Source organism: Castellaniella defragrans 65Phen, from assembly GCF_000612685.1.
GTDB lineage: Bacteria > Pseudomonadota > Gammaproteobacteria > Burkholderiales > Burkholderiaceae_B > Castellaniella > Castellaniella defragrans.
In genome coordinates this window covers 3,585,688-3,605,637 of sequence record NZ_HG916765.1, presented here as the reverse complement: position 1 = coordinate 3,605,637, position 19,950 = coordinate 3,585,688, and the positions used below count along the sequence as shown (strand labels likewise).

18 protein-coding genes are annotated in these 19,950 nt (G+C 71.1%); 9 read left to right on the top strand and 9 right to left on the bottom strand.

Translation table 11 applies throughout. The annotated features are described in order from the left end of the window. Nucleotides 1–349: 349 nt before the first annotated feature. Nucleotides 350–1,891: a bifunctional aminoglycoside phosphotransferase/ATP-binding protein gene (locus BN940_RS16070; protein WP_052355959.1), complete on the bottom strand. Its 1,542-nt coding sequence runs from the start codon at nucleotides 1,889–1,891 to the stop codon at nucleotides 350–352. Between the two features lie 222 nt (nucleotides 1,892–2,113). Here BN940_RS16070 and BN940_RS16065 point away from each other — a divergent pair, with 222 nt between their 5' ends. From BN940_RS16065 to glnQ, 6 genes are all read left to right on the top strand, one after another. Further along, nucleotides 2,114–3,127, top strand: a complete 1,014-nt coding sequence (locus BN940_RS16065) for a methionine ABC transporter ATP-binding protein (protein ID WP_043684648.1) — start codon at nucleotides 2,114–2,116, stop codon at nucleotides 3,125–3,127. Further along, nucleotides 3,124–3,780, top strand: a complete 657-nt coding sequence (locus tag BN940_RS16060) for a methionine ABC transporter permease (protein WP_043684645.1) — start codon at nucleotides 3,124–3,126, stop codon at nucleotides 3,778–3,780. Before BN940_RS16065 ends, BN940_RS16060 begins: the two co-directional genes overlap by 4 nt. A 22-nt stretch (nucleotides 3,781–3,802) precedes the next feature. Further along, nucleotides 3,803–4,588 carry a MetQ/NlpA family ABC transporter substrate-binding protein gene (locus tag BN940_RS16055; protein ID WP_052355958.1) on the top strand — a complete coding sequence of 262 codons (786 nt, stop codon included), beginning with the start codon at nucleotides 3,803–3,805 and terminating at the stop codon, nucleotides 4,586–4,588. Nucleotides 4,589–4,729: 141 nt separating this feature from the next. Beyond that, on the top strand, nucleotides 4,730–5,485 hold the full coding sequence (glnH, locus tag BN940_RS16050) for a glutamine ABC transporter substrate-binding protein GlnH (RefSeq protein WP_043687796.1): 756 nt from the start codon (nucleotides 4,730–4,732) through the stop codon (nucleotides 5,483–5,485). 182 nt (nucleotides 5,486–5,667) lie between these two features. After that, on the top strand, nucleotides 5,668–6,507 hold the full coding sequence (locus BN940_RS16045; RefSeq protein WP_043684642.1) for an ABC transporter permease subunit: 840 nt from the start codon (nucleotides 5,668–5,670) through the stop codon (nucleotides 6,505–6,507). Continuing rightward, nucleotides 6,504–7,232 (top strand): glutamine ABC transporter ATP-binding protein GlnQ, encoded by a 729-nt coding sequence (glnQ, locus tag BN940_RS16040; RefSeq protein ID WP_043684639.1) that lies wholly within the window; start codon nucleotides 6,504–6,506, stop codon nucleotides 7,230–7,232. Before BN940_RS16045 ends, glnQ begins: the two co-directional genes overlap by 4 nt. A gap of 77 nt (nucleotides 7,233–7,309) precedes the next feature. Here the strand turns inward: glnQ and BN940_RS16035 are convergent, their stop codons facing one another. From BN940_RS16035 to BN940_RS16025, 3 genes are all read right to left on the bottom strand, one after another. Beyond that, nucleotides 7,310–8,032 carry a hypothetical protein gene (locus BN940_RS16035; protein ID WP_043684635.1) on the bottom strand — a complete coding sequence of 241 codons (723 nt, stop codon included), beginning with the start codon at nucleotides 8,030–8,032 and terminating at the stop codon, nucleotides 7,310–7,312. 109 nt (nucleotides 8,033–8,141) lie between these two features. Further along, nucleotides 8,142–8,990, bottom strand: coding sequence for a nucleotidyltransferase family protein (locus BN940_RS16030; protein WP_043684631.1), 849 nt, complete (start codon nucleotides 8,988–8,990; stop codon nucleotides 8,142–8,144). Next, nucleotides 8,990–10,039: an aminoglycoside phosphotransferase family protein gene (locus tag BN940_RS16025; protein ID WP_043684628.1), complete on the bottom strand. Its 1,050-nt coding sequence runs from the start codon at nucleotides 10,037–10,039 to the stop codon at nucleotides 8,990–8,992. Before BN940_RS16025 ends, BN940_RS16030 begins: the two co-directional genes overlap by 1 nt. 161 nt (nucleotides 10,040–10,200) lie before the next feature. Between BN940_RS16025 and BN940_RS16020 the strand changes: the two genes are divergently transcribed. The 3 genes from BN940_RS16020 (at nucleotide 10,201) to rsmA (ending at nucleotide 15,027) form a co-directional block, all read left to right on the top strand. Beyond that, nucleotides 10,201–12,567 (top strand): LPS-assembly protein LptD, encoded by a 2,367-nt coding sequence (locus BN940_RS16020; RefSeq protein WP_242404216.1) that lies wholly within the window; start codon nucleotides 10,201–10,203, stop codon nucleotides 12,565–12,567. Further along, nucleotides 12,564–14,111, top strand: coding sequence for a peptidylprolyl isomerase (locus BN940_RS16015; protein ID WP_043684625.1), 1,548 nt, complete (start codon nucleotides 12,564–12,566; stop codon nucleotides 14,109–14,111). Before BN940_RS16020 ends, BN940_RS16015 begins: the two co-directional genes overlap by 4 nt. Before the next feature lie 64 nt (nucleotides 14,112–14,175). Beyond that, entirely contained in the window at nucleotides 14,176–15,027 is an 852-nt protein-coding gene (gene rsmA / locus BN940_RS16010; RefSeq protein WP_043684623.1) for a 16S rRNA (adenine(1518)-N(6)/adenine(1519)-N(6))-dimethyltransferase RsmA, read from the top strand. Nucleotides 15,028–15,108: 81 nt separating this feature from the next. Here the strand turns inward: rsmA and gloA are convergent, their stop codons facing one another. From gloA to glyS, 5 genes are all read right to left on the bottom strand, one after another. Then, on the bottom strand, nucleotides 15,109–15,504 hold the full coding sequence (gloA, locus tag BN940_RS16005; RefSeq protein ID WP_043684621.1) for a lactoylglutathione lyase: 396 nt from the start codon (nucleotides 15,502–15,504) through the stop codon (nucleotides 15,109–15,111). 114 nt (nucleotides 15,505–15,618) lie between these two features. Next, the gene (locus BN940_RS16000) at nucleotides 15,619–16,539 is read right to left on the bottom strand and encodes a M48 family metallopeptidase (protein WP_043684619.1); all 921 of its coding nucleotides are present in this window, start codon (nucleotides 16,537–16,539) and stop codon (nucleotides 15,619–15,621) included. Next, nucleotides 16,526–17,257 (bottom strand): lysophospholipid acyltransferase family protein, encoded by a 732-nt coding sequence (locus BN940_RS15995; protein ID WP_043684617.1) that lies wholly within the window; start codon nucleotides 17,255–17,257, stop codon nucleotides 16,526–16,528. The genes BN940_RS16000 and BN940_RS15995 overlap by 14 nt, the downstream gene beginning before the upstream one ends. Then, nucleotides 17,254–17,808, bottom strand: a complete 555-nt coding sequence (gene gmhB / locus BN940_RS15990; protein WP_043684615.1) for a D-glycero-beta-D-manno-heptose 1,7-bisphosphate 7-phosphatase — start codon at nucleotides 17,806–17,808, stop codon at nucleotides 17,254–17,256. Before gmhB ends, BN940_RS15995 begins: the two co-directional genes overlap by 4 nt. Further along, on the bottom strand, nucleotides 17,805–19,949 hold the full coding sequence (glyS, locus tag BN940_RS15985; protein ID WP_043684614.1) for a glycine--tRNA ligase subunit beta: 2,145 nt from the start codon (nucleotides 19,947–19,949) through the stop codon (nucleotides 17,805–17,807). Before glyS ends, gmhB begins: the two co-directional genes overlap by 4 nt. Between the last annotated feature and the right edge of the window lies 1 nt (nucleotide 19,950).

The window sequence follows — 19,950 nt, the reverse complement described above, 5'->3', positions numbered from 1 at the left end:
GCGTCCGGCGCCTCCCTTCGGGGAGGCGCCGCGCTTTTCGGGGTGCGGTCCGGGCGGGCAGCGGGCGACAACACCCGGTGCGATGGTGTCATTGTGCGATCCAGGCCGCGGGTCCGTGAATCCGTATTTCCGCGCATGTGCCCCGAACGTGCCTCGCGCCCGTCCCGCGGGAGCGTCTCCCGGCCCGATCGGACCGCCCGATCGGACCGCCCGTCCGGCCAGCCCGCCCGCCTGGGCTCTCCGTCCCGCCGGCCTGGGCTCTCCGTCCCGTCAGCCCTCGTCCGATCAGCCTCCGCCGTCCCGTCAGCCCTCGTCCGATCAGCCTCCGCCGGCCCGGACGCCCGCCCCGTCAGCCTGCGCCGTCCGGGGCGATGCCCGGCGCAGCCAGCACCGCGGCTTGTGTCGCGGCGGCATCCTGGCCGGCCTGGACCGCGAGCCAGCCCTGGGGACGGGTGTGCCGCCGGAGCTGGGCGCGCACCACGTCCGCGGTGGCGTCGGACGGATCGTTCCTGCGTGCGCGCACGCGCGCGACCAGCGTGTCGGGGTCGGCTTCCAGCCAGATGCCCTGGAAGGGCGCGCCGGCCTCGGCGGCGCAGCGCTCGATGCGCTGGCGCTCCTCCTGGCGGGAGAACACGGCGTCGGCGATGCAGGCGTGGCCCAGGGCGAGCGTGCGGGCCGCCTCCGCCGCCAGCGCGGCGTAGACGCGGTCGGACGATTCCCGGGTGTAGCTGTCGGGCGGCAGGGGCGTTTCGGCCGGCACGCCCGCGAGGCGCTTGCGGATGCGGTCGCTGGCCAGGATGCGCGCGCCCGGCGCGGCGCCGATGCGGTGCGCGATGGCCGCGGCCACCGTGGACTTGCCCGTGCCGCTCAGGCCGCCGATGGCCAGCAGCCGCGCCGGGGCCGGCCGCAGCAGCGCCATGGCCAGGTCCAGGTAGGCGCGGGCCTGCGGGAGGATGTCCTGGCGCGCCGCGCCCGGCAGCGCCGCCTGGGTGGACAGCACCTGCGCGCGGATCGACGCGCGCAGCGCCATGAAGAAGGGCAGCAGCGGCAGGCCGCCGGCGTCGCCGCTCTCGTCCATGTAGCGGTTCATCACCCAGTTCGCCTCGGCGCGCAGGCCCGTCTGCCACAGGTCCATGAGCAGGAAGGCCAGGTCGTAGAGGACGTCGATCGTGGCGATCGCTTCGTTGAACTCGATGCAGTCGAACAGGGTGGGCTGGCCGTCGAGCAGGCAGAGGTTGCGCAGGTGCAGGTCGCCGTGGCAGCGGCGGACCTTGCCGGCGCGCGCCCGTGCGTCGAGCAGCGGCGCGTGCCGCGCCCAGGCCTTGCGCAGGGCGGCGCGCAGCGCGTCCACGGCCGCGGCGCCGAACGCGGGCGCCATGTCCGGGCACTGCTCGTTGAGTTCGAGCACGTCGAGGATGCGCTGCGCGCCGTCCCCGCCGGGCGCGCGTGGCGCCTGGGCATGGAAGCCGGCGATGGTGCGGGCCAGGGCGGTCAGCAGCGGGCGGTCCAGGCGGCCCGCCTGCGCCAGCCGGGTGAACAGGGTGTCCTCGGCGAAGCGCTTCATCTCGACCACGGCGTCCACCAGCTCGCCCTGGCCGTCGAAGGCCAGCGCGCCGCCGGCTTCGCGGGTGATGCGCCGCACGCCCAGGTACAGCGCCGGAGCCGTGCGCCGGTTGAGCGCCACTTCTTCGCGGCAGGCGTCCAGACGCAGGCCGGGCGTGGAAAAGTCCAGGTAGGGCAGGCGGATGGCGCGCTTGAGCTTGTAGACCCGGTCGCGGCCCAGCAGCAGGATGGAAATGTGCGTCTGGACGGTCTCGGGGGCCTCCGCGCCGGGGGCGCGCAGGCGTTCGGCCAGAAAGGCCAGGACTTCGGACGGCTCGTCTCGCGGCATGCGGCCCCTCTGGAACGGAATGCGGTGGGGATGCCGGAGATTCTAGCCCACCCGCGTCCGGGGATCGTTTTTATGATTCCAAGTAATATGTTATCGGCATAATCAGCCAAATCGGCATGGTAAATTCCTGTTTCGCATCCCGTTGATCCGGGAGCGTTTTTTTTCATCACCGGGCCGCTCCCAAGGCGGGCGGCGCGGGATGGCTTCCAGTGGCTCCGCATCTTGATCGATCTCGAGAACATCCGCAAGACGTACGAATCCGCCGGCCGGGCGGTGAACGCGCTCGTCGACGTCAACCTGAACATCCGCGAGGGCGAGGTCTTCGGCATCATCGGGCGTTCGGGCGCGGGCAAGAGCACCCTGATCCGCATGCTCAACCTGCTGGAGCGCCCCACCGAGGGCAGTGTGCGGGTGGACGGGCGCGACATCACGGCGTTCTCCGACGCCCAGCTGCGCGAATACCGGCGCTCGGTGGGCATGGTGTTCCAGCACTTCAACCTGCTGCGCTCGCGCACGGTGATGGACAACGTGTGCTTCCCGCTGCGCCTGTCGGGCCTGCCGCGCGCCGACCGCGAGGCGCGCGCCCGCGAGGTCCTGAACCTCGTCGGCCTGGCCGACCAGGCGCACAAATACCCGGGGCAGCTCTCCGGCGGCCAGCAGCAGCGCGTGGGCATCGCCCGCGCGCTCGCCAGCAAGCCGCGCCTGCTGCTGTGCGACGAGGCGACCTCGGCGCTGGACCCGGAGACCACCCAGTCCATCCTGCGCCTGCTGGGCGACATCAACCAGCGCCTGGGGCTGACCATCGTGCTGATCACGCACGGCATGGACGTGATCCGCGCGGTCTGCGACCGGGTGGCGGTGATCGAGGGCGGCCGCATCGTCGAGGCCGGCCAGGTGCTGGAAGTCTTCCTGCATCCGCGCCACGACGCCACGCGCGCGCTGCTGTCCGAAAGCGGCCTGGACGGCGGCGAAGGCTGGCGCGCGCTGGCGCAGGGCGTGCCGGGCCGCCTGCTGCGCCTGAGCTTCCGCGGCGACAGCACGGCCAGCCCGCTGCTGAGCCGCCTGAGCCGCGACCTGGGCCTGGACCTGAGCATCCTGCAGGGCTCCGTGGGGCGGATCAAGGACACGCCCTACGGCCAGCTGGTCGTGGCGGCCCAGGGGACCGCGGCCGGCCTGGACGCGCTCGTCCCCGCGCTGGACGCGGCGGGCGTCGATTACGAGGTATTGCGGCCATGATGGCGAACGTGGACTGGTGGATGATCGGCGAAGCCACGATCGACACCCTGCTGATGACCGGCTTTTCCCTGCTGTTCACCGTGCTGATCGGGCTGCCGGTGGGCGTGCTGCTGTTTCTGTCCAGCCCGGGGCAGGCCATGGACAACCGCGCCGTCTACCAGACGGTCGCCTTCGTCGTGAACGTGCTGCGCTCTGTGCCGTTCCTGATCCTGCTGATCGTGATGATCCCGTTTTCCCGCCTGGTGGTGGGGACGGCGCTGGGGGTGCAGGGCTCGATCCCGCCGCTGGTGGCCAGCGCGGCGCCTTTCTTCGCCCGGCTGGTGGAAAACGTGCTGCGCGAACTGGATCCCGGCGTGAGCGAAGCCTGCCGCGCCATGGGGGCGACATCCCGCCAGACGGTGCTGTGGGCGCTGCTGCCCGAGGCGACCACCGGCATCCTCGCGGCCATCGTGGTCACGGCCATCACCCTGGTGGGCTATTCGGCCATGTCGGGCGTGATCGGCGGCGGCGGCCTGGGCGACCTGGCGGTGCGCTACGGCTACCAGCGCTACCAGGGCGACGTCATGGCGGTCACGGTCGTGATCCTGGTGATCATGGTGCAGGTTTTTCAGGTGTTTGGCGACCGCTGGGTGGCCAGACTCAACAGACGGTAAATCCTCGTTTCAGGAGATTCTCATGTTCAAGAAATTCGCGCCGGTCCTGGCGCTGGCATTGCCCCTGGCCTTCGCCGTCCCGGCGCAGGCGGCCAAGCTGTCCGTGGCGGCCACCCCCGTACCGCACGCCGAACTGCTGGAATTCGTCAAGCCCGACCTGGCCAAGGAAGGCGTGGACCTGGACATCAAGGTGTTCACCGATTACGTCCAGCCGAACCTGCAGGTCTCCGACAAGCAGATCGACGCCAACTTCTTCCAGCACCAGCCCTACCTGGATTCCTTCAACAAGGAACACGACACCAAGCTGGTGCCGGTGGGCCTGGTCCACGTCGAGCCCTTCGGCGCCTACTCGCAGAAGATCAAGGACATCAAGGACCTGAAGGACGGCGCCCAGATCGCCATCCCGAACGACCCCTCGAACGGCGCGCGCGCGCTGCTGCTGCTGCAGAAGCAGGGCCTGATCAAGCTGAAGGACCCGAGCAACATCCTGGCGACCGCCCGCGACGTGTCGGAAAACCCCAAGCACCTGAAGTTCCGCGAACTGGAAGCCGCCACGCTGCCGCGCGTGCTGCCCGACGTGGACGTGGCCCTGATCAACACCAACTACGCGCTGGAAGCCGGCCTGAACCCGGTCAAGGACGCCCTGTTCATCGAGGACAAGGATTCCCCCTACGCCAACCTGGTGGTGACCCGCGCCGACCGCAAGGACGATCCCGCGATCCGCAAGCTGGTCGACGCCCTGCACACCGCCAAGGTGCGCGACTACATCCTGGAACACTACAAGGGCGCCATCGTCCCCGCGTTCTGATTTAGGGGATTTCCCCAAAATCGCGGCCCGTGCCCGCGATTCCGGCCCTCCGGGGCGCAGGAATCGCGGGCATTTCAGTTAACATTGGCGGGGACGCGGCGAATCGGCCGCAGCAGACGAATCCCACAAGGAGACTCCATGATGTTGTCCAAGACCCTCAAGGCCGCCCTGGCCGGACTGGCCCTGACCCTGGCGCTGCCGATGACCCAGGCCAGCGCCAAGGACCTGATCGTCGCCACCGACACCGCCTTCGTGCCCTTCGAGTTCAAGCAGAACGGCAAGTACACCGGCTTCGACATCCAGCTCTGGGAAGCCATCGCCAAGCAGGCCGGCCTGAAATACCGCCTGCAGCCGATGGATTTCAACGGCATCATCCCGGGCCTGCAGACGCGCAACGTGGACGTGGCCCTGGCCGGGATCACCATCCGCGAGGACCGCGCCAAGGTCATCGACTTCTCCGAGCCCTACTACGAGTCGGGCCTGGCCATCCTGGTCTCCAGCGACAGCCCCATCCAGACCGCCAAGGACCTCGAAGGCAAGACGGTGGCCGTGAAGATCGGCACCGCCACGGTGGACTACATGAAGGCCAACGTGCCCTCGGCCAAGCTCAAGCTCTTCCCGAACATCGACAACGCCTTCCTGGAGCTGGCCACGGGCCGCGTGGACGCCGTGGTGCACGACACGCCCAACGTCCAGTACTACGCCAAGACCGCCGGCAACGGCAAGGTCAAGGTCGTGGGCTCGCTCAAGAGCGGCGACTTCTACGGCATCGCCTTCCCCAAGGGCAGCGAGCTGGTGCCCGTGGTCAACAAGGCCCTGTCCGAGCTGAAATCCAACGGCACCTACGACAAGCTGTACGAAACCTGGTTCGGCCAGAAGGCCAGCGCCGTGAACTGAACGCGGCCGATCGATCCGACGGCGGCGGCCGGATGCATGCGTCCGTCCGCCGCTTTTTCATCGCCGGGCCGCCCCGGCCGAAAAGCCTCTCCCGCCGGGCCGCCGGTCCGCCGGGCGCGGCGCCGGTGGCCCGTCTTTCCATGCGTCCGCCCTGCGGACGCCGATCTTCATGGGGATAGACCATGACTTTTGAATGGTCGGCCATCTGGGCCGCCTGGCCCGACCTGATGGCCGGTTCGTGGATGACGATCCAGATCACCCTGCTGGGCCTGGTCGGCGGCACGATCATCGGCGCCCTGTCCGGGGTGGTGGTGACCTACGTGCCGGTGCCCGTGACGCGCCGCACCCTGGCCTGGAGCGTCGTGGTGCTGGCGGCCGCCGTGGCCCTGCTGCGGCTGGCGGCCTGGCTGGATGCCGGCCCCCTGGCCGGCGTGCCCGACGCGGCCTGGTGGGCCCTGCGGCTGGCGGTGCTGGCCCTGCTGGCCTGGCGCTTCCTGTCCTGGATCCCGCTGGTGCTGTCCTTCCTCTCCCAGGTCTACATCCTGGTGATCCGGGGCACGCCGATCGTGGTGCAGGTGATGTTCATCTATTTCGCGCTGCCGCTGCTGGTGAACCTGCGCATCGACGGCTTCACCGCCGCGACCGTGACGCTGATGATCAATTCGGGCGCCTACATCGCCGAGATCGTGCGCGCCGGCCTGCAGTCGGTGCCCAAGGGTCTGTACGAGGCCGGCCAGGCCATGGGCCTGCCGTTCCACAAGATCCTCGCCCGCATCATCGGCCCGGTGGCGCTGCGGCGCATGATCCCGACCATGGGCAACCAGTGCATCATCAGCCTCAAGGACTCGTCCCTGTTCATCGTGATCGGGGTGGCCGAACTGACCCGCCAGGGCCAGGAGATCATCGCCGGCAACTTCCGCGCCGTGGAGATCTGGGGCGCGGTGGCGGTGATCTACCTGATCATGACGGGCTGCATCGCGCTGGCGCTGAAATACATCGAACACAGGACGCGCATCGTATGAGCATCGTCGAATTCAAGAACGTCACCAAGCGCTTCGGCGACAACGTCGTCCTGGACGGCATCGACCTGAGCATCGACGCGGGCGAGGTCGTGGTCGTGGTCGGACCCTCGGGCTCGGGCAAGTCCACGTTCCTGCGCTGCATCAACGTGCTGGAAACCATCCAGGGCGGCGACATCATCGTCAACGGCCACAGCGTCCTGGGCCCGCCGGCGCAGGTGCGCGAACTGCGCCGCGAGGCCGGCATGGTGTTCCAGCAGTTCAACCTGTTCCCCCAGCTGACGGCGCTGGAGAACGTCATGTTCGGCCCCCTCCACGCCCGCGGCACGCCGCGCGACCAGGCCCGCGCGCAGGCGCTGGAGCTGCTGACCAAGGTCGGGCTGGCCGAGCGCGCCGGCCACTACCCGGGGCAGCTGTCCGGCGGCCAGCAGCAGCGCGTGGCGATCGCCCGCGCGCTGGCCATCAAGCCGCTGCTGATGCTGTTCGACGAGCCGACCTCGGCGCTGGACCCGGAATTGCGCCACGAGGTCCTGAAGGTGATGCAGGACGTGGCCGAGGAAGGCATGACCATGATCGTGGTCACCCACGAAATGGAATTCGCCCGCAAGGTCGGCAGCCGGCTGATCTTCATGGACGCGGGCAAGATCGCCGAGGACGGCGATCCCGCGACCCTGCTCAGCCAGCCGCCCAGCCAGCGCCTGAAGGACTTCCTGCAGCACGTGGCCTGACCGCGGGGCGGCGGGCGGGGCCCGCCTCCGGCCCGCGGCGGTGCCCGGCGGGGCGGGCGCTTCCCCGCGGCGGCCGGTCAGCGCGCCGCGGTGACGTGGAAGGTGCGCGTGGCGATGATCTTGTCGGATCCTTCCGCCATGACCTGGATGGTGACCTGGCGCGGGCGGAAGGCCTTGTTCGGCAGTTCGGCGCGGCCTTCGACGACGATGTAGCGGCCCATGTCCAGGGGCTGCGTGGCGAGCTCGACGTGGGCGGCGTTGCCGTTGGGGTAGGACCCCTGCGCGATCAGCCTGATCTGGCCGCGCAGGGTGGGAGCCTCGGTCTGGCCCTCGGGCAGGTCCTGGATCAGCAGGATGCGGTAGTCCACCCCGCCGTCGCGCGCGACCATGTCGGCGCCGCGGATGCCCGGCGAGGTGCCGCGCGGATCGGGGGGGATGGCCTGGATCAGGCTGGCGACGCCGGCTTCCATGTCGGCCGCCTGCTTGCGCAGCTGCTCGGCGCGCGCGGCCTGCTCCTGCTGGTCCTGGCGCGCCTGCTTGATCTGCGCGCGGATCTTCTCGGCTTCGGCGGACAGGCGCTGGCTTTCGAGGTTGGCGGTGTTCAGGTCCGTGCGCAGTTGTTCCGATTGCTCGACCGTGAGGCGCTGCGGGCCGTAGCTGCGCTGCAGGAACAGCACGCCCCCGGCACCCAGGATCACGCCGGTGATCAGCAGCAGCAGCCAGCGCGGGATCCCGCGGCTGCGCCGGGTGTAGCCGTAGGGGGTGGGCTTGAAGGTGGGGCGTTTGGGGCCGAGCGACATGACGAAATTCCTGGATTGCTTGAGGCTTGCGTAATGCGTCGCGCCGCGTGGCGGCGCGGGTGCGAAACCAATTAGGATAAACGGTTTCGCGGTTCCGCTGGGAATGCGCCTACATCCGGTTGCGATTTTCCGCCCGCGGGCGGGCGCCGGGGCCGGCGGCGTGCCCGCCCAGCGCGGCGTCCAGCGCCGCCAGGCGCGCGGGTGTGCCGACGTCCACCCATCGCCCCGCGTGCCGTTCGCCGTCCACGGCGCGCGCCGCCATGGCCTGGCGCAGCAGCGGCGCGAGCGGCGCGGGCCGGTCCGGGTCGGTGCCGGCGAACAGGGCCGGGCGGTACAGGCCGATGCCGGCGAAGGTCAGGACGGGCGCCGCGGCGGCCGGCGTCGGGGGAAGCGGGGCGGCCGCCGCCGGCGTGCGGCCGGGGCCGTCCGGATGATTCCGGCCCGTGTCGGGACGGAGGTCGAGGCCGGTGCCGGGACCGGCGTCCGGGCGCGGCGCGACGAGGCCGTCGGCCTGCAGCACGAAATCGCCTTCGGGGTGGTGGGCGGGATTGTCCACCAGCACCAGGTGGGCCAGGCGGTCGGCCGGCCACGCGGCCGCGAGCCGCGCCGCCCGCGCGGGGTCCCAGTCGCACCAGACGTCGCCGTTCAGGACCAGGAAGGGGCGGCCCTGGAAGAACGGCAGCGCGCGCGCGATGCCGCCCGCCGTTTCCAGGGCGGGGGACTCGGCCGAATAGCGCAGCCGCACGCCGTACGCCCGGCCGTCGCCCAGCGCGGCCTCGATGCGCTCGCCCAGCCAGGCGTGGTTCACCAGGATGTCGGCGATGCCGGCCCGCGCGAGGCGTTCCAGGTGCCAGGCGATCAGGGGGCGGCCGCCCACGGGCAGCAGGGGCTTGGGGCAGGCGTCCGTCAGCGGACGCATGCGCTCGCCGCGCCCCGCGGCCAGGATCATGGCGCGCATCAGAAGGAATACCCGTCGGCCTGCGGCACGCGCTCGGCCTGGTCCAGCAGGCGCAGCAGGGGGCGGAAGACGCCGTAGCGCCCCGCGACCTGGCGCACGTAGGCCCGCACCCGGGGCATGTGGTCCAGGTAGTGGTGCTTGCCGTCGCGGTGCGACAGGCGGGCGAAGACCCCCAGGATGCGCAGGTTGCGCTGCAGCCCCATCCATTCGTAGTCGACGTGGAAGCGGGCGAAGTCGTCCGGCACGGGCAGGCCCTCCGCCCGGGCGTATTCCCAGTAGCGGATGGCCCAGTCGAGCTGGCGGGCCTCGTCCCAGGTGGTGCGGGCGTCCATGGCCAGCGAGGCGATGTCGTAGCTGATCGGGCCGTCCAGGGCGTCCTGGAAGTCGATGATGCCGGGCGCGGCGTCCGGCCCGTCCGGGCCGAGCATCAGGTTGGGCGAATGGTAGTCGCGGTGCACGAGGACGCGCGGCTGCGCCGCCGCCCGCTGCGCCAGCAGGCCGAAGATGTCCGCCAGCGCGGCCTGGGCGGCGGCGTCGGGCACGTGGCCCAGATGGGTGCGCAGGTACCACTGCGGAAAGACGGCCAGCTCTTCGAGCAGGCGGGCCTCGTCGTAGGGCGGCAGGCCGCCGGCCGGGCAGCGCTGCAGCGCGACCAGGGCGCGCAGGGCGCCGCGGTAGTGCCGCTGCAGGGCGGCCTCGTCCTGGTCCAGGCCGTCGCGCAGGGCATCGTAGAAGGTGCGGTCTCCCAGGTCGGAGAGCAGCAGGAAGCCCTGCTCGAGATCCTGCGCCAGGACCTCGGGGACGCGCAGCCCGCCGGCGGCCAGCAGGCCGGCGATGCGCACGAAGGGCGCGCAGTCCTCGTGGGGCGGCGGGGCGTCCATGGCGATCAGGGTGCCGCCCGCGGCCCGCAGGCGGAAATAGCGGCGGAAGCTGGCGTCGCCCGAGACGGGGGCGAGGCTGTCCAGGACCAGCGCCAGGCGGTCGGCGTGCCGGCCCAGCCAGCGGCGCAGGGCGTCCAGGCGGGGGTCCTGAGTGGGGGTAGGGATCATGCGCGGGATTCGGGGAAAATTCGGAAAAAGGGATGGGCGCGGATCGGCCGGCCGGGAGGCCGGGACACGATGCGGTCCGGCTTCTCTATAATACTGGGTCGCTGGTCGTCGCGGGTGGGCCGATCGGCCGTCGTCTTTCAACCATTTCGGGGAACCGGGTCTTGGCGCATTGGATCGGTCGCATCATCTTCCTGGGCCTGTGCCTGCCGGCGCCGGTCCTCGCGGCGCAGCCCTCGCCGGATGCGGACGGTATGCGGATGGTCGGCAGCCTGCGGCTGCATCCGGGCCTGAAGGACGACGCCCTGCCGTCGTTCCTGATCGGCGACGACATCAGCCGCGACGCCGAAGGGCGGGTGGTCCTGCGCGGCAACGCCCAGGTCCGCCGGCTGGATTCCGTGATCAAGGGCGACCGCATCGAATACCTGCAGTCCTCCGGCGAGGCCGACGTCCGCGGCAACGGCCTGATGATGCGCGACGGCAACGTCGTGCGCGGGCCGCACCTGCGCTACAACGTCGATACCGAAAAGGGCCTGATCGAGCAGCCGCGCTTCTGGCTGGGCGGCACGGCCGGCGCCGGCACGGCCGACGAGGCGGAAATCCTCAGCCGCCAGCACATGCGCCTGAAGAACGTGCGCTACAGCGGCTGGACGGGGCCGGATCCGGCCTGGACCATCGATTCCAGCCGCGTCGATCTGTATCTGGACGAAAACGAGGGCGCGGCGCGCAACGGCGTGCTGTACTTCAAGGGCGCGCCGATCCTGTATTCGCCCTACCTGACGTTCCCGCTGGGCAAGGACCGCAAGTCCGGCTTCCTGCTGCCCACCTACGGCACGTCCAGCAACGGCGGGATCGAGATCACCGTCCCGTACTACCTGAACCTGGCGCCCGACTACGACGCCACGCTGTACCCCCGCTATCTCAGCAAGCGCGGCCTGCTGCTGGGCACGGAATTCCGCCACCTGAGCGCCAGTTCCCATTCCGAACTGTTCGGCACCTACATCATGCGCGACCGCGAGACGGGCGACAAGCGCTGGATGTATTCGGTGCAACACACGCAGGCGCTGGGCAATGGCTTCAGCGCCTACCTGGATGCGCGCAAGGTCTCCGACGACAATTATTTCCGCGATTTCTCGTCCTTCGGGCTGACGGACGCGGCCATCACCTACATGCCCAGCCAGGCGCTGCTGTCCTGGACGGACCACCGCTACCTGTCGGGCTCCCTGCAGTTCTACCGCTACCAGACCCTGCAGGACAGCACGGGTTCCTTCCTGGCGCCGCCCTACGACATCCTGCCCCAGCTCAATTTCACCGCGCAGCGCTACGGCTGGCACGGCCTGGACGTGGTCTCCACCAACACGGCTTCGCGTTTCGTCGCGCCGATCTACCGCGGCGACGCCTTCCCGGAGCAGGCCGGCCGGCGCCTGATGCCCAACGGCACGCGCCTGACGTCCTACACCTCGATCTCGCGGCCCTTCGTGCTGCCCGGCGCCTACCTGACGCCGAAGGTCGGCCTGCACATGAGCCAGTACGAGACCGAATGGTTCTCCGGCACGCCGGGCATGGAGCGGTTCGCCGGCCGCCCCGCCAGCCAGTCGCGGGTGCTGCCGATCGCCTCGGTGGACACCGGCCTGACGCTGGAGCGTGACGCCTCGCTGTTCGGCAACGCGGCCATCCAGACCCTGGAGCCGCGCCTGTACTACCTGTACGTGCCGTACCGCGACCAGTCCGACCTGCCGGTATTCGACACGGCGCTGGCCACCTTCAACTACCAGCAGGCCTTCGACGAGAACATCTTCAGCGGCGGCTGGGACCGCATCGCCAACGCCAACCAGCTCACCTTCGGCCTGACCAGCCGCTGGCTGGACGCCGACACCGGCTTCGAGCGCCTGTCCCTGTCGCTCGCCCAGCGCTTCTATTTCGACAACCAGCGGGTGACGCTGTCCAGCGAGGCGCCCCGCATCGACACCGAATCGGACTACCTGGTCGGGGCCAAGGCGGCGCTGACCGACAAGTTCTCGGTGTATTTCGACGGCCAGTTCGACCACGAGACGCAGAAGCGCAACCGGCTCAGCGGCGGCGTGCGCTGGACGCCCAAGCGTCTGGCGACGGTGTCCCTGTCCTACCGCTACGAGCGCGACGTCAACAGCTATGCCGACCCCTACGGCGTGCTGCCCCTGGATGCCGTCCCGGCCACCCGCGAGCAGGTCAGCCTGAGTTCCCAGTGGCCGCTGTCCGTGCGCTGGTACGGGGTGGGCCGCTATGATTATTCCCTGGCCGAAAAGCGCAACACGCAGTCCATCGTCGGCCTGGAATACCGCGGCGACGGCGGCTGGGCCGCGCGCGTGGTGATGCAGCGCTACGCGGTGTCGGCCCAGAAGACCAACACGGCGCTGTTCCTGCAGCTCGAGCTCACCGGGCTGGGCTCGCTGGGCACCGATCCCATGTCCCTGCTGACCGATCGGGTCATCGGCTATCAGCCCGTCACTCCCCCCACGCCTGAAAAAACCGTTTTCGAGAGGTACGAATGATGTCTGGCTTGCGTCATCCCGCCTGCGCCCTGTCGCTGGCCATCGTGCTGGGCGCCGGGGCATCGGCCCCCGCCCTGGCGGCCGGCAAGCCGGCGCCCCGTCCGGCCGCGCCGGCCGCGTCCGAGCAGTTCGTGGACGGCATCGCCGCCGTCGTCGACAAGGAAGTCATCACCCTGGCCCAGGTGGACGCCAAGGCGGTCCAGGTGCGCCGCCAGATGGAGCAGCAGCGCATCCCGGTGCCCGAGGCGCCCGTGCTGCGGCGCCAGGTGCTGCAGCAGATGATCAACGCGACCCTCCAGGATCACGAGGCCAGGCGCGTCGGCATCCGGGTGTCCGACGCCCAGGTCGATCAGGCGGTGCAGACCATCGCCCAGCGCAACCGCATCACGGTCGACCAGTTGCGGCGCGAGATCGCCGCCAGCGGCATGAGCTGGGACGACTACCGCACCGATCTGCGCTCCCAGATCCAGGACGACATCCTGCGCCAGCGCTTCGTCGAGGACCGCATTGCCATCAGCGACAGCGACATCGACGCCTTCCTGTCCATGAACGCCGGCAAGCCGCTGGCCGCCCCGCCCGCGGCGGAGCCCGCGCCCGCGCCCGCGGAGCCCGAACCGGCGCCGGTCCCGACCGGCCCGGAACTGGTCGAACTGGCGCAGATCCTGATCGAAGTGCCCGATTACGCCAGCGAGAGCATCGTCCAGGAAAAGCGCAAGCAGGCCGAGGACCTCCTGCGCAAGCTGCGCAGCGGCGCCGACTTCGCCGGCGTCGCCGCCGCCTCGTCGAACGGCCCGCAGGCCCTGGAAGGCGGCAACATGGGCATCCGGCCCCTGCACGACTGGCCCGACCTGTTCGCCCGGGCCATTGCGAACACGCCGCCCGGCGGCCTGAGCGGGATCGTGCAGAGCGGCCGAGGCTTCCACATCCTGAAGGTCCTGCGCCGCGGCTATGCCCAGCGCCCGGCGCCCAAGGCCGCCAGGTCCGCTGCCGCCGCCCAGGCCCAGGCCCAAGCAGCCCAGGCCCAGGCCCGCGCCCAGGCGCAGGCCGCCGCGTCCCGCTCGCCGGCGCCCTCGGGCCCCATGATGGTGACGCAGACCCATGCCCGCCACATCCTGATCAAGACTTCCAAGGTGGTGGACGACGCCAAGGCCCGCGCCACCCTCGAAAGCCTGCGCAACCGCATCGCGCACGGCGAATCCTTCGCCGAACTGGCCCGGCGCTATTCCGAGGACGCCTCCGCGCCGCAGGGCGGCGACCTGGGTTGGCTCAATCCCGGCGAGACCGTGCCCGCTTTCGAGCAGGCCATGAACGCGCTGCAGGACGGCCAGGTCAGCGAGCCGGTCAAGTCGCCGTTCGGCTGGCACCTGATCCAGGTCGAGGGCCGCCAGACCAAGAACATGGAACAGGAATTCCGCCGCATGCAGGCGCGCCGCGAGCTGATGGAACGCCGCGTCGGGCCGGCCTACGAGGATTGGCTCGACCAGCTGCGCAGCCAGGCCTACATCGACAACCGCCTGGAAAAGGCCGCGGCCGGCGGCCGCTGAGATGGCACACCGGAAAACGCCGGGCCGCCCCAGGTTTTCTGATGCCCCCCGGGGGGATGGCGGGGTGCAGCCCCGTCCAGGGGGCGCGCATTCGGCCCGCAAACGCTTCGGCCAGCACTTCCTGGCCGACGAAGCGGTGGTGGACGCCATCGTGCGCGCCATCGATCCGCAGCCCGGCGACGCCATGGTCGAGATCGGCCCGGGCCTGTCGGCATTGACGGCGCCGCTGCTGGACCGGCTGGAGCGGCTGACCGTGGTCGAACTGGACCGCGACCTGGCTCGGCGGCTGCGCGGCCGCTGGGGCGAGGACCGCCTGCGGGTGGTCGAGGCCGACGCCCTGACCGTGGATTTCGGCGAGCTGGCGCGCGCGCCCGCGCCGGGACCGGGCCCGGCCGCGGCGGATGCCGCCCGGCTGCGCGTGGTGGGCAACCTGCCCTACAACATCTCCAGTCCGCTGCTCTTTCACCTGCTGCGCTGGGCGGACCAGATCCGCGACCAGCATTTCATGCTGCAGCGCGAAGTCATCGACCGCATGGTGGCCCGTGCCGGCGACAGCCAGTACGGACGCCTGTCCGTCATGCTCCAGGCGCGCTACCGGATGACGCACCTGTTCGACGTGCCGCCCGAGGCCTTCGATCCGCCGCCCCGGGTGATGTCGGCCGTGGTGCGCATGCGCCCGCTGGCGCCCGAGGCGCTGCGCCAGCCGCGCGACGCGCGGGTGTTCGAGCGGCTGGTGGCGCGGGTGTTCGAGCAGCGCCGCAAGATGATCCGGGGCAGCCTGGGCGCCTGGGCCGAATGGCTGGACTGGGACGCCCTGGGGGTGGCGCCAACCGCGCGGCCCCAGGAACTGACCGTGGCGCAGTTCATGGACATGGCCGACGCCCTGGCCGCCGCCGGCGTGACGCCCACCGCCTGAAGGTCCCTTTTTGCCGCCGGGCCGCCCCAAGGGGCAGCACGCAGCCGCATGCTGCGCAGCGTGGGGGGCCCTTACTTAGTCTTAGTCTTCGCGGCCCGCCCGCTGGATCAGCTCGATCCGGTAGCCGTCGGGGTCCTCGACGAAGGCGATCACGGTGGTGCCGTGCTTCATCGGGCCGGCCTCGCGCACGACCAGGCCGCCGCGCGACTTGATGGTGGCACAGGTGTCGTAGGCGTCCTCGACCTCGATGGCGATGTGGCCGTAGCCGGTGCCGAGCTCGTAGTGGTCGGTGTCCCAGTTGTGGGTGAGCTCGATGACGGCGCCGTCGGCCTCGTCCTGGTAGCCGACGAAGGCCAGGGTGAAGCGGCCTTCCGGATAGTCCTTGCGGCGCAGCAGCCGCATGCCCAGGGTCTCCGTGTAGAACATCAGGGAACGGTCCAGGTTGCCGACGCGCAGCATGGTGTGCAGCAGGCGCATGATGAGATTCTCCGGTGGTGCGATTCACTCCATCATACGCATTTTTCATCGCGGGGATCGTCCGCGCGTGCCAGGATCGTCAGCACGTGTCGGGATCGTCCACGCGTGCCGGGATCAGATCAGCGGCAGGGTGTCGGGAGGCTGGCGGCGCAGCGTGTCGCGCGCCGCCCGGAAATCCGGGCACAGGCGCTCGACCTCGCGCCAGAAGGCCGGCCCGTGGTTCATTTCCTTCAGGTGGGCGATTTCGTGGGCCACCACGTACTCGATCAGGGCCGGGGCGAAATGGATCAGGCGCCAGTTCAGGCGGATGCGCCTCTGGCTGGTGCACGAGCCCCAGCGGCCCTGGGCGGACGAAAGCCCCCAGCCGGCGATGGATTGCCCCGCGCGGTCCAGGCAGCGCCGCAGGCGCCCGTCGAAATCGATCCGCGCACGCGCCTGCAGCCAGGCCTGGGCGCGTTCCTGGATGCGGCCGGCGTCGGCCGCGTCGGGCAGGGGCAGATACAGGCGGTCGCCCTCGGCCGGGGCGTCCGGGTCGCCTTCGTAGCGGGCCGGCCGGGCGCCGTCCAGCCGCAGCTCGATGGCGACGCCCAGGTAGGGGATGCGGCCGCCCGGCCGCCATTGGCCGGCCTGCAGGGCGAGCTGCTCCAGCCGCCGGTCGCGGTCTTCGAGCTTGTCGCGGATCCAGGCCGCCTTGTGGCGGATGGCATCCTCGATCTGCGCGCGCGTGGCCCAGGCGGGGGCCTGGATCGCCAGGCCGGCGTCGCGCACGTGCAGGCCGATGGTCTTGCGGCGCGCCCGGCGCAGCGCGTAGCCCAGCGTCCAGCCGTCCAGCTGCAGGGTCAGCCAGCGGGCGCCCGGGGGCAGGGCGGGCGGCGGCTCCGATGCGGCGGGCGGGCGCGGGCCGGGGAGGATGGGGATGGCGGACGGCGGGATGGCGGGATGGGGCGTCCGGCCGGCGGGCGCGGCCGCGGGGGCGCCCGCCGGCCCGTCGCCGGCGCCGAACAGGTCGAGCTGGCGGCTGTCAGCGGCCCGCATAGCGCTCGGGATTGAGACGCCGCATCTCGGCCTCGATCCATTCGCGCACGGCGTTGTTCAGGGAAGCCGGCGAATGTCCGGCCGGATCGATGGCCGGGCCGAAGGACACGGTCACCAGCCCCGGGGTCTTCAGGAAGGCGTTGCGCGGCCAGCATTCCCCGGCGTTGTGGGCGACCGGGATCACCGGCACCCCGGTGCGGCAGGCCAGCAGCGCGCCGCCCTGCTTGTAGCGGCCGGTCTGGCCGGGCGCCACGCGGGTGCCTTCGGGGAACAGCACCGGCCAGCGGCCTTCCTGGAGGCGCCGGGTGCCGATCTTCACCACCTGGTCGAAGGATTCCTTGCCCTTGGTGCGATCGATGGGAATCATGCTGAGCAGCGCCAGGCTCCAGCCGAAGAAGGGCACGTGGTGCAGTTCCTTCTTGTAGACGAAGACCACGTCGCGCGGCAGCTTGACCGCGAAATACAGGGTCTCCCAGGCGGACTGGTGCTTGGACAGGATGATGGCCGGACCCTTGGCGGGCAGGTGTTCCCAGCCCTGCGCCTGGTAGCGCATGCCGAGGATCCAGCGCGCGCCCCACAGCGCCATGCGCGGCCAGCCCAGGGTCAGGCGGTAGCGCCAGGACAGCGGCAGGGGCGCCCACAGCACGCAGCACAGGGCGTAGGGGATCACCGTCACGACCAGGAAGGCCATGTAGAGCGCGGAGCGCAGGTAGGTCATGGCGCGGCCTTCAGCAGGGTGTCGGCCACGGCGGCCAGATCGTCGCGGACCTGGGTGCCGGCGGGGAGTTCGCCGCTGGTGCCGGAGGTCTCCCAGGTCTTGCGGCCCTTGCCGGTCAGGACCAGCCAGGGGGCGCAGCGCGCGGCGGCCGCGGCGCGCAGGTCGCGCAGGCTGTCGCCCACCAGCGGGACGCCGTCCAGGCGCACGTCCAGGCGCTGGGCGATGTCGTGCAGCATGCCGGGCAGGGGCTTGCGGCAGGCGCAGCCGTCTTCCGGGCCGTGCGTACAGCAGAAGATGGCGTCGATGCGTCCGCCCGCTTCGGCCACCACCTGGCGCATGCGGGCGTGGATCGCGCCCAGGGTCTCCATGGTGAACAGGCCGCGGGCGACGCCGGACTGGTTGGTGGCCACCACCACGCGCCAGCCGGCCTGGCTGAAGCGGCCGATGGCTTCCGGGCTGCCGGGGATCGGCAGCCATTCTTCCGGCGACTTGATGAACGCGTCGCTGTCGTGGTTGATGACCCCGTCGCGGTCCAGGATGATGAGCTTCACCGGGCGAGCCTCGACAGGTCGGCCACCTGGTTCATCAGCCCGTGCAGCGAGCGCAGCAGGGCCAGGCGGTTGGCCCGCACGCGCGGGTCCTCGGCCATGACCATGACGTCGGTGAAGAACGCGTCCACGGCGGCGCGCGCCTGGGCCAGGGTGGCCAGGCTGGCGGCGAAGTCGCCGGCCCGCAGCTGGGCCGTGGCCTGGGGCTCCAGGCGGGCGATCGTGTCGGCCAGCTGGCGCTCGGCCGGTTCGGCCAGCAGCGCCGGGTCGAAGCCCGGCTGCGTGTCGTCGGCCTTCTTCAGGAGATTGCTGACGCGCTTGTTGGCGGCGGCCAGGGATTCGGCCTCGGGCAGCGTGGCGAACCGTTCGCAGGCCTGGACGCGCGCCGCGACCTGGTGCAGCGGCGGGCGCAGGGCCAGCACCGCGTCGATGGCCGAGCGGTCGCAGGCGGCCGCCAGCTGGTTGCGGTAGCGCTCGTAGACGAAGTCCAGCACGGCTTCGGCCGTGCCCTCGGCGAGCTGCCCGGGGGCGAAGCCGGCCGCCGCCCGCTCCAGCAGGGCCGCCAGGCGCGCCGGGGAGTCCTGGCTGGCCTGCAGGCGGCCGCCGGCGGTGAGCTGCTCGTAGGCGCTGATCAGGCCCAGGGCCGCGCGGCGCAGGCCGTAGGGGTCGCGCTCGCCGGTGGGCGCCAGGCCGATGCCCCAGATGCCGACCAGGGTCTCGGCGCGTTCGGCCATGAACAGGACGGCGGCGGTGAGCGTGTCGTCGGTGACGGGCTCGTCCAGGCGGATGCGGTACTGGTCGCGCAGGGCGCGCACCACGTCGGCGGACTCGCCGTCGTGCGCCGCGTAGTAGGCCCCCATGATGCCTTGCAGCTCGGGGAATTCGCCCACCATCTGGGTGCCGAGGTCGGCGTGGGCCAGCAGGGCCGCGCGGTCGGCCGATTCCGCCCGCCCGCCCAGCAGCGGCGCCAGCCAGCGGGCCAGGGCCCGCACGCGCCCGGTGCGCTGCAGCTGGCTGCCGAGCTTGTTGTGGTAGACGCTGTCGGCCAGGCCGGCCATGCGCTCGGCCAGCGGGGTCTTCAGGTCGGTCTGGTAGAAGAACTGCGCGTCGGCCAGGCGCGGGCGCACCACGCGCTGGTTGCCCTGGATGATGTGGACCGGATCGGCGGGCCGCATGTTGCTGACGATGAGGAAGCGGTGGGTCAGCGTGCCCGTGGCCGGATCGAACAGGGGGAAGTATTTCTGGTTCAGCCGCATCGTCAGGATCAGGCATTCCGGCGGCACGGCCAGGAAGGCTTCCTCGAAGGCGCCGACGTAGACCGTCGGGTATTCGACCAGGGCGGTGACTTCGTCGAGCAGGGCTTCGACCTCGGCGCCCTGGCCGATGGTCGCGCCCACCGCGGCGGAGGACTCGGCCAGCTGGCGGGCGATGAGCGCGCGCCGCTCGGCGAAGGACGGCACGACGCGGCCGTCGGCCGCCAGGCGATCGGCCCAGGCCTCGGCCGATTCGATGGTCAGCGGGCCGTTTTCCAGGAAGCGGTGGCCCAGGGTGGTCCGGCCGGCTTCCAGGCCCAGCGTGCGCACGGGCACGACGTCCGCGCCCCACAGGGCCAGCAGGCGCTGGGCCGGGCGTACGAATTTCACGCTGGTGCGGCCGTCGGCCAGCTGGTATTGCATGACCTTGGGGATGGGCAGGTGGGTCACGGCGTGATCCAGGGCCTGCTGCAGGCCGTCGGCCAGCCGCGCGCCGGGGGCGGTGCCTTCGGCGTAGAGCACGTCCTGCTTGCCGTCGTGCCTGCGGACGAGGCCGTCCGCGCCCAGGTGCCCCAGGCCCTTGGCCTGGAGCTTTTTCAGCAGCGCCGGCGTGGGCGCGCCGGCGGCGTCCAGGCCGATGGCGGCGGGCATGAGTTTTTCGGCGTAGGCCTGGTCGGGCGCCTGGCCCAGGACGGCGTCCAGCCGCACGGCCAGGCGCCGGGGCGTGGCGTAGGCGGCGCAGGCGCGGGGCTCGGCCAGCAGGCCGAGCGCGTCGAGCGTCTTGCGGATGCCTTCGGCGAAGGCCCGGCCCAGGGCGTCCAGCGCCTTGGGCGGGAGTTCTTCCGTGACCAGTTCGACGACCAGCGCGCGCGCGTTCGGATTCGTGCTCATG

Bases quoted from the DNA above. Each gene is read 5' to 3' on its own strand.
- BN940_RS16070 (WP_052355959.1), bottom strand. From the start codon at position 1,891: ATGCCGCGAGACGAGCCGTCCGAAGTCCTGGCCTTTCTGGCCGAACGC.
- BN940_RS16060 (WP_043684645.1), top strand. From the start codon at position 3,124: ATGATGGCGAACGTGGACTGGTGGATGATCGGCGAAGCCACGATCGAC.
- BN940_RS16055 (WP_052355958.1), top strand. From the start codon at position 3,803: ATGTTCAAGAAATTCGCGCCGGTCCTGGCGCTGGCATTGCCCCTGGCC.
- glnH (WP_043687796.1), top strand. From the start codon at position 4,730: ATGTTGTCCAAGACCCTCAAGGCCGCCCTGGCCGGACTGGCCCTGACC.
- BN940_RS16045 (WP_043684642.1), top strand. From the start codon at position 5,668: ATGACTTTTGAATGGTCGGCCATCTGGGCCGCCTGGCCCGACCTGATG.
- glnQ (WP_043684639.1), top strand. From the start codon at position 6,504: ATGAGCATCGTCGAATTCAAGAACGTCACCAAGCGCTTCGGCGACAAC.
- BN940_RS16035 (WP_043684635.1), bottom strand. From the start codon at position 8,032: ATGTCGCTCGGCCCCAAACGCCCCACCTTCAAGCCCACCCCCTACGGC.
- BN940_RS16030 (WP_043684631.1), bottom strand. From the start codon at position 8,990: ATGCGCGCCATGATCCTGGCCGCGGGGCGCGGCGAGCGCATGCGTCCG.
- BN940_RS16025 (WP_043684628.1), bottom strand. From the start codon at position 10,039: ATGATCCCTACCCCCACTCAGGACCCCCGCCTGGACGCCCTGCGCCGC.
- BN940_RS16015 (WP_043684625.1), top strand. From the start codon at position 12,564: ATGATGTCTGGCTTGCGTCATCCCGCCTGCGCCCTGTCGCTGGCCATC.
- gloA (WP_043684621.1), bottom strand. From the start codon at position 15,504: ATGCGCCTGCTGCACACCATGCTGCGCGTCGGCAACCTGGACCGTTCC.
- BN940_RS16000 (WP_043684619.1), bottom strand. From the start codon at position 16,539: ATGCGGGCCGCTGACAGCCGCCAGCTCGACCTGTTCGGCGCCGGCGAC.
- BN940_RS15995 (WP_043684617.1), bottom strand. From the start codon at position 17,257: ATGACCTACCTGCGCTCCGCGCTCTACATGGCCTTCCTGGTCGTGACG.
- glyS (WP_043684614.1), bottom strand. From the start codon at position 19,949: ATGAGCACGAATCCGAACGCGCGCGCGCTGGTCGTCGAACTGGTCACG.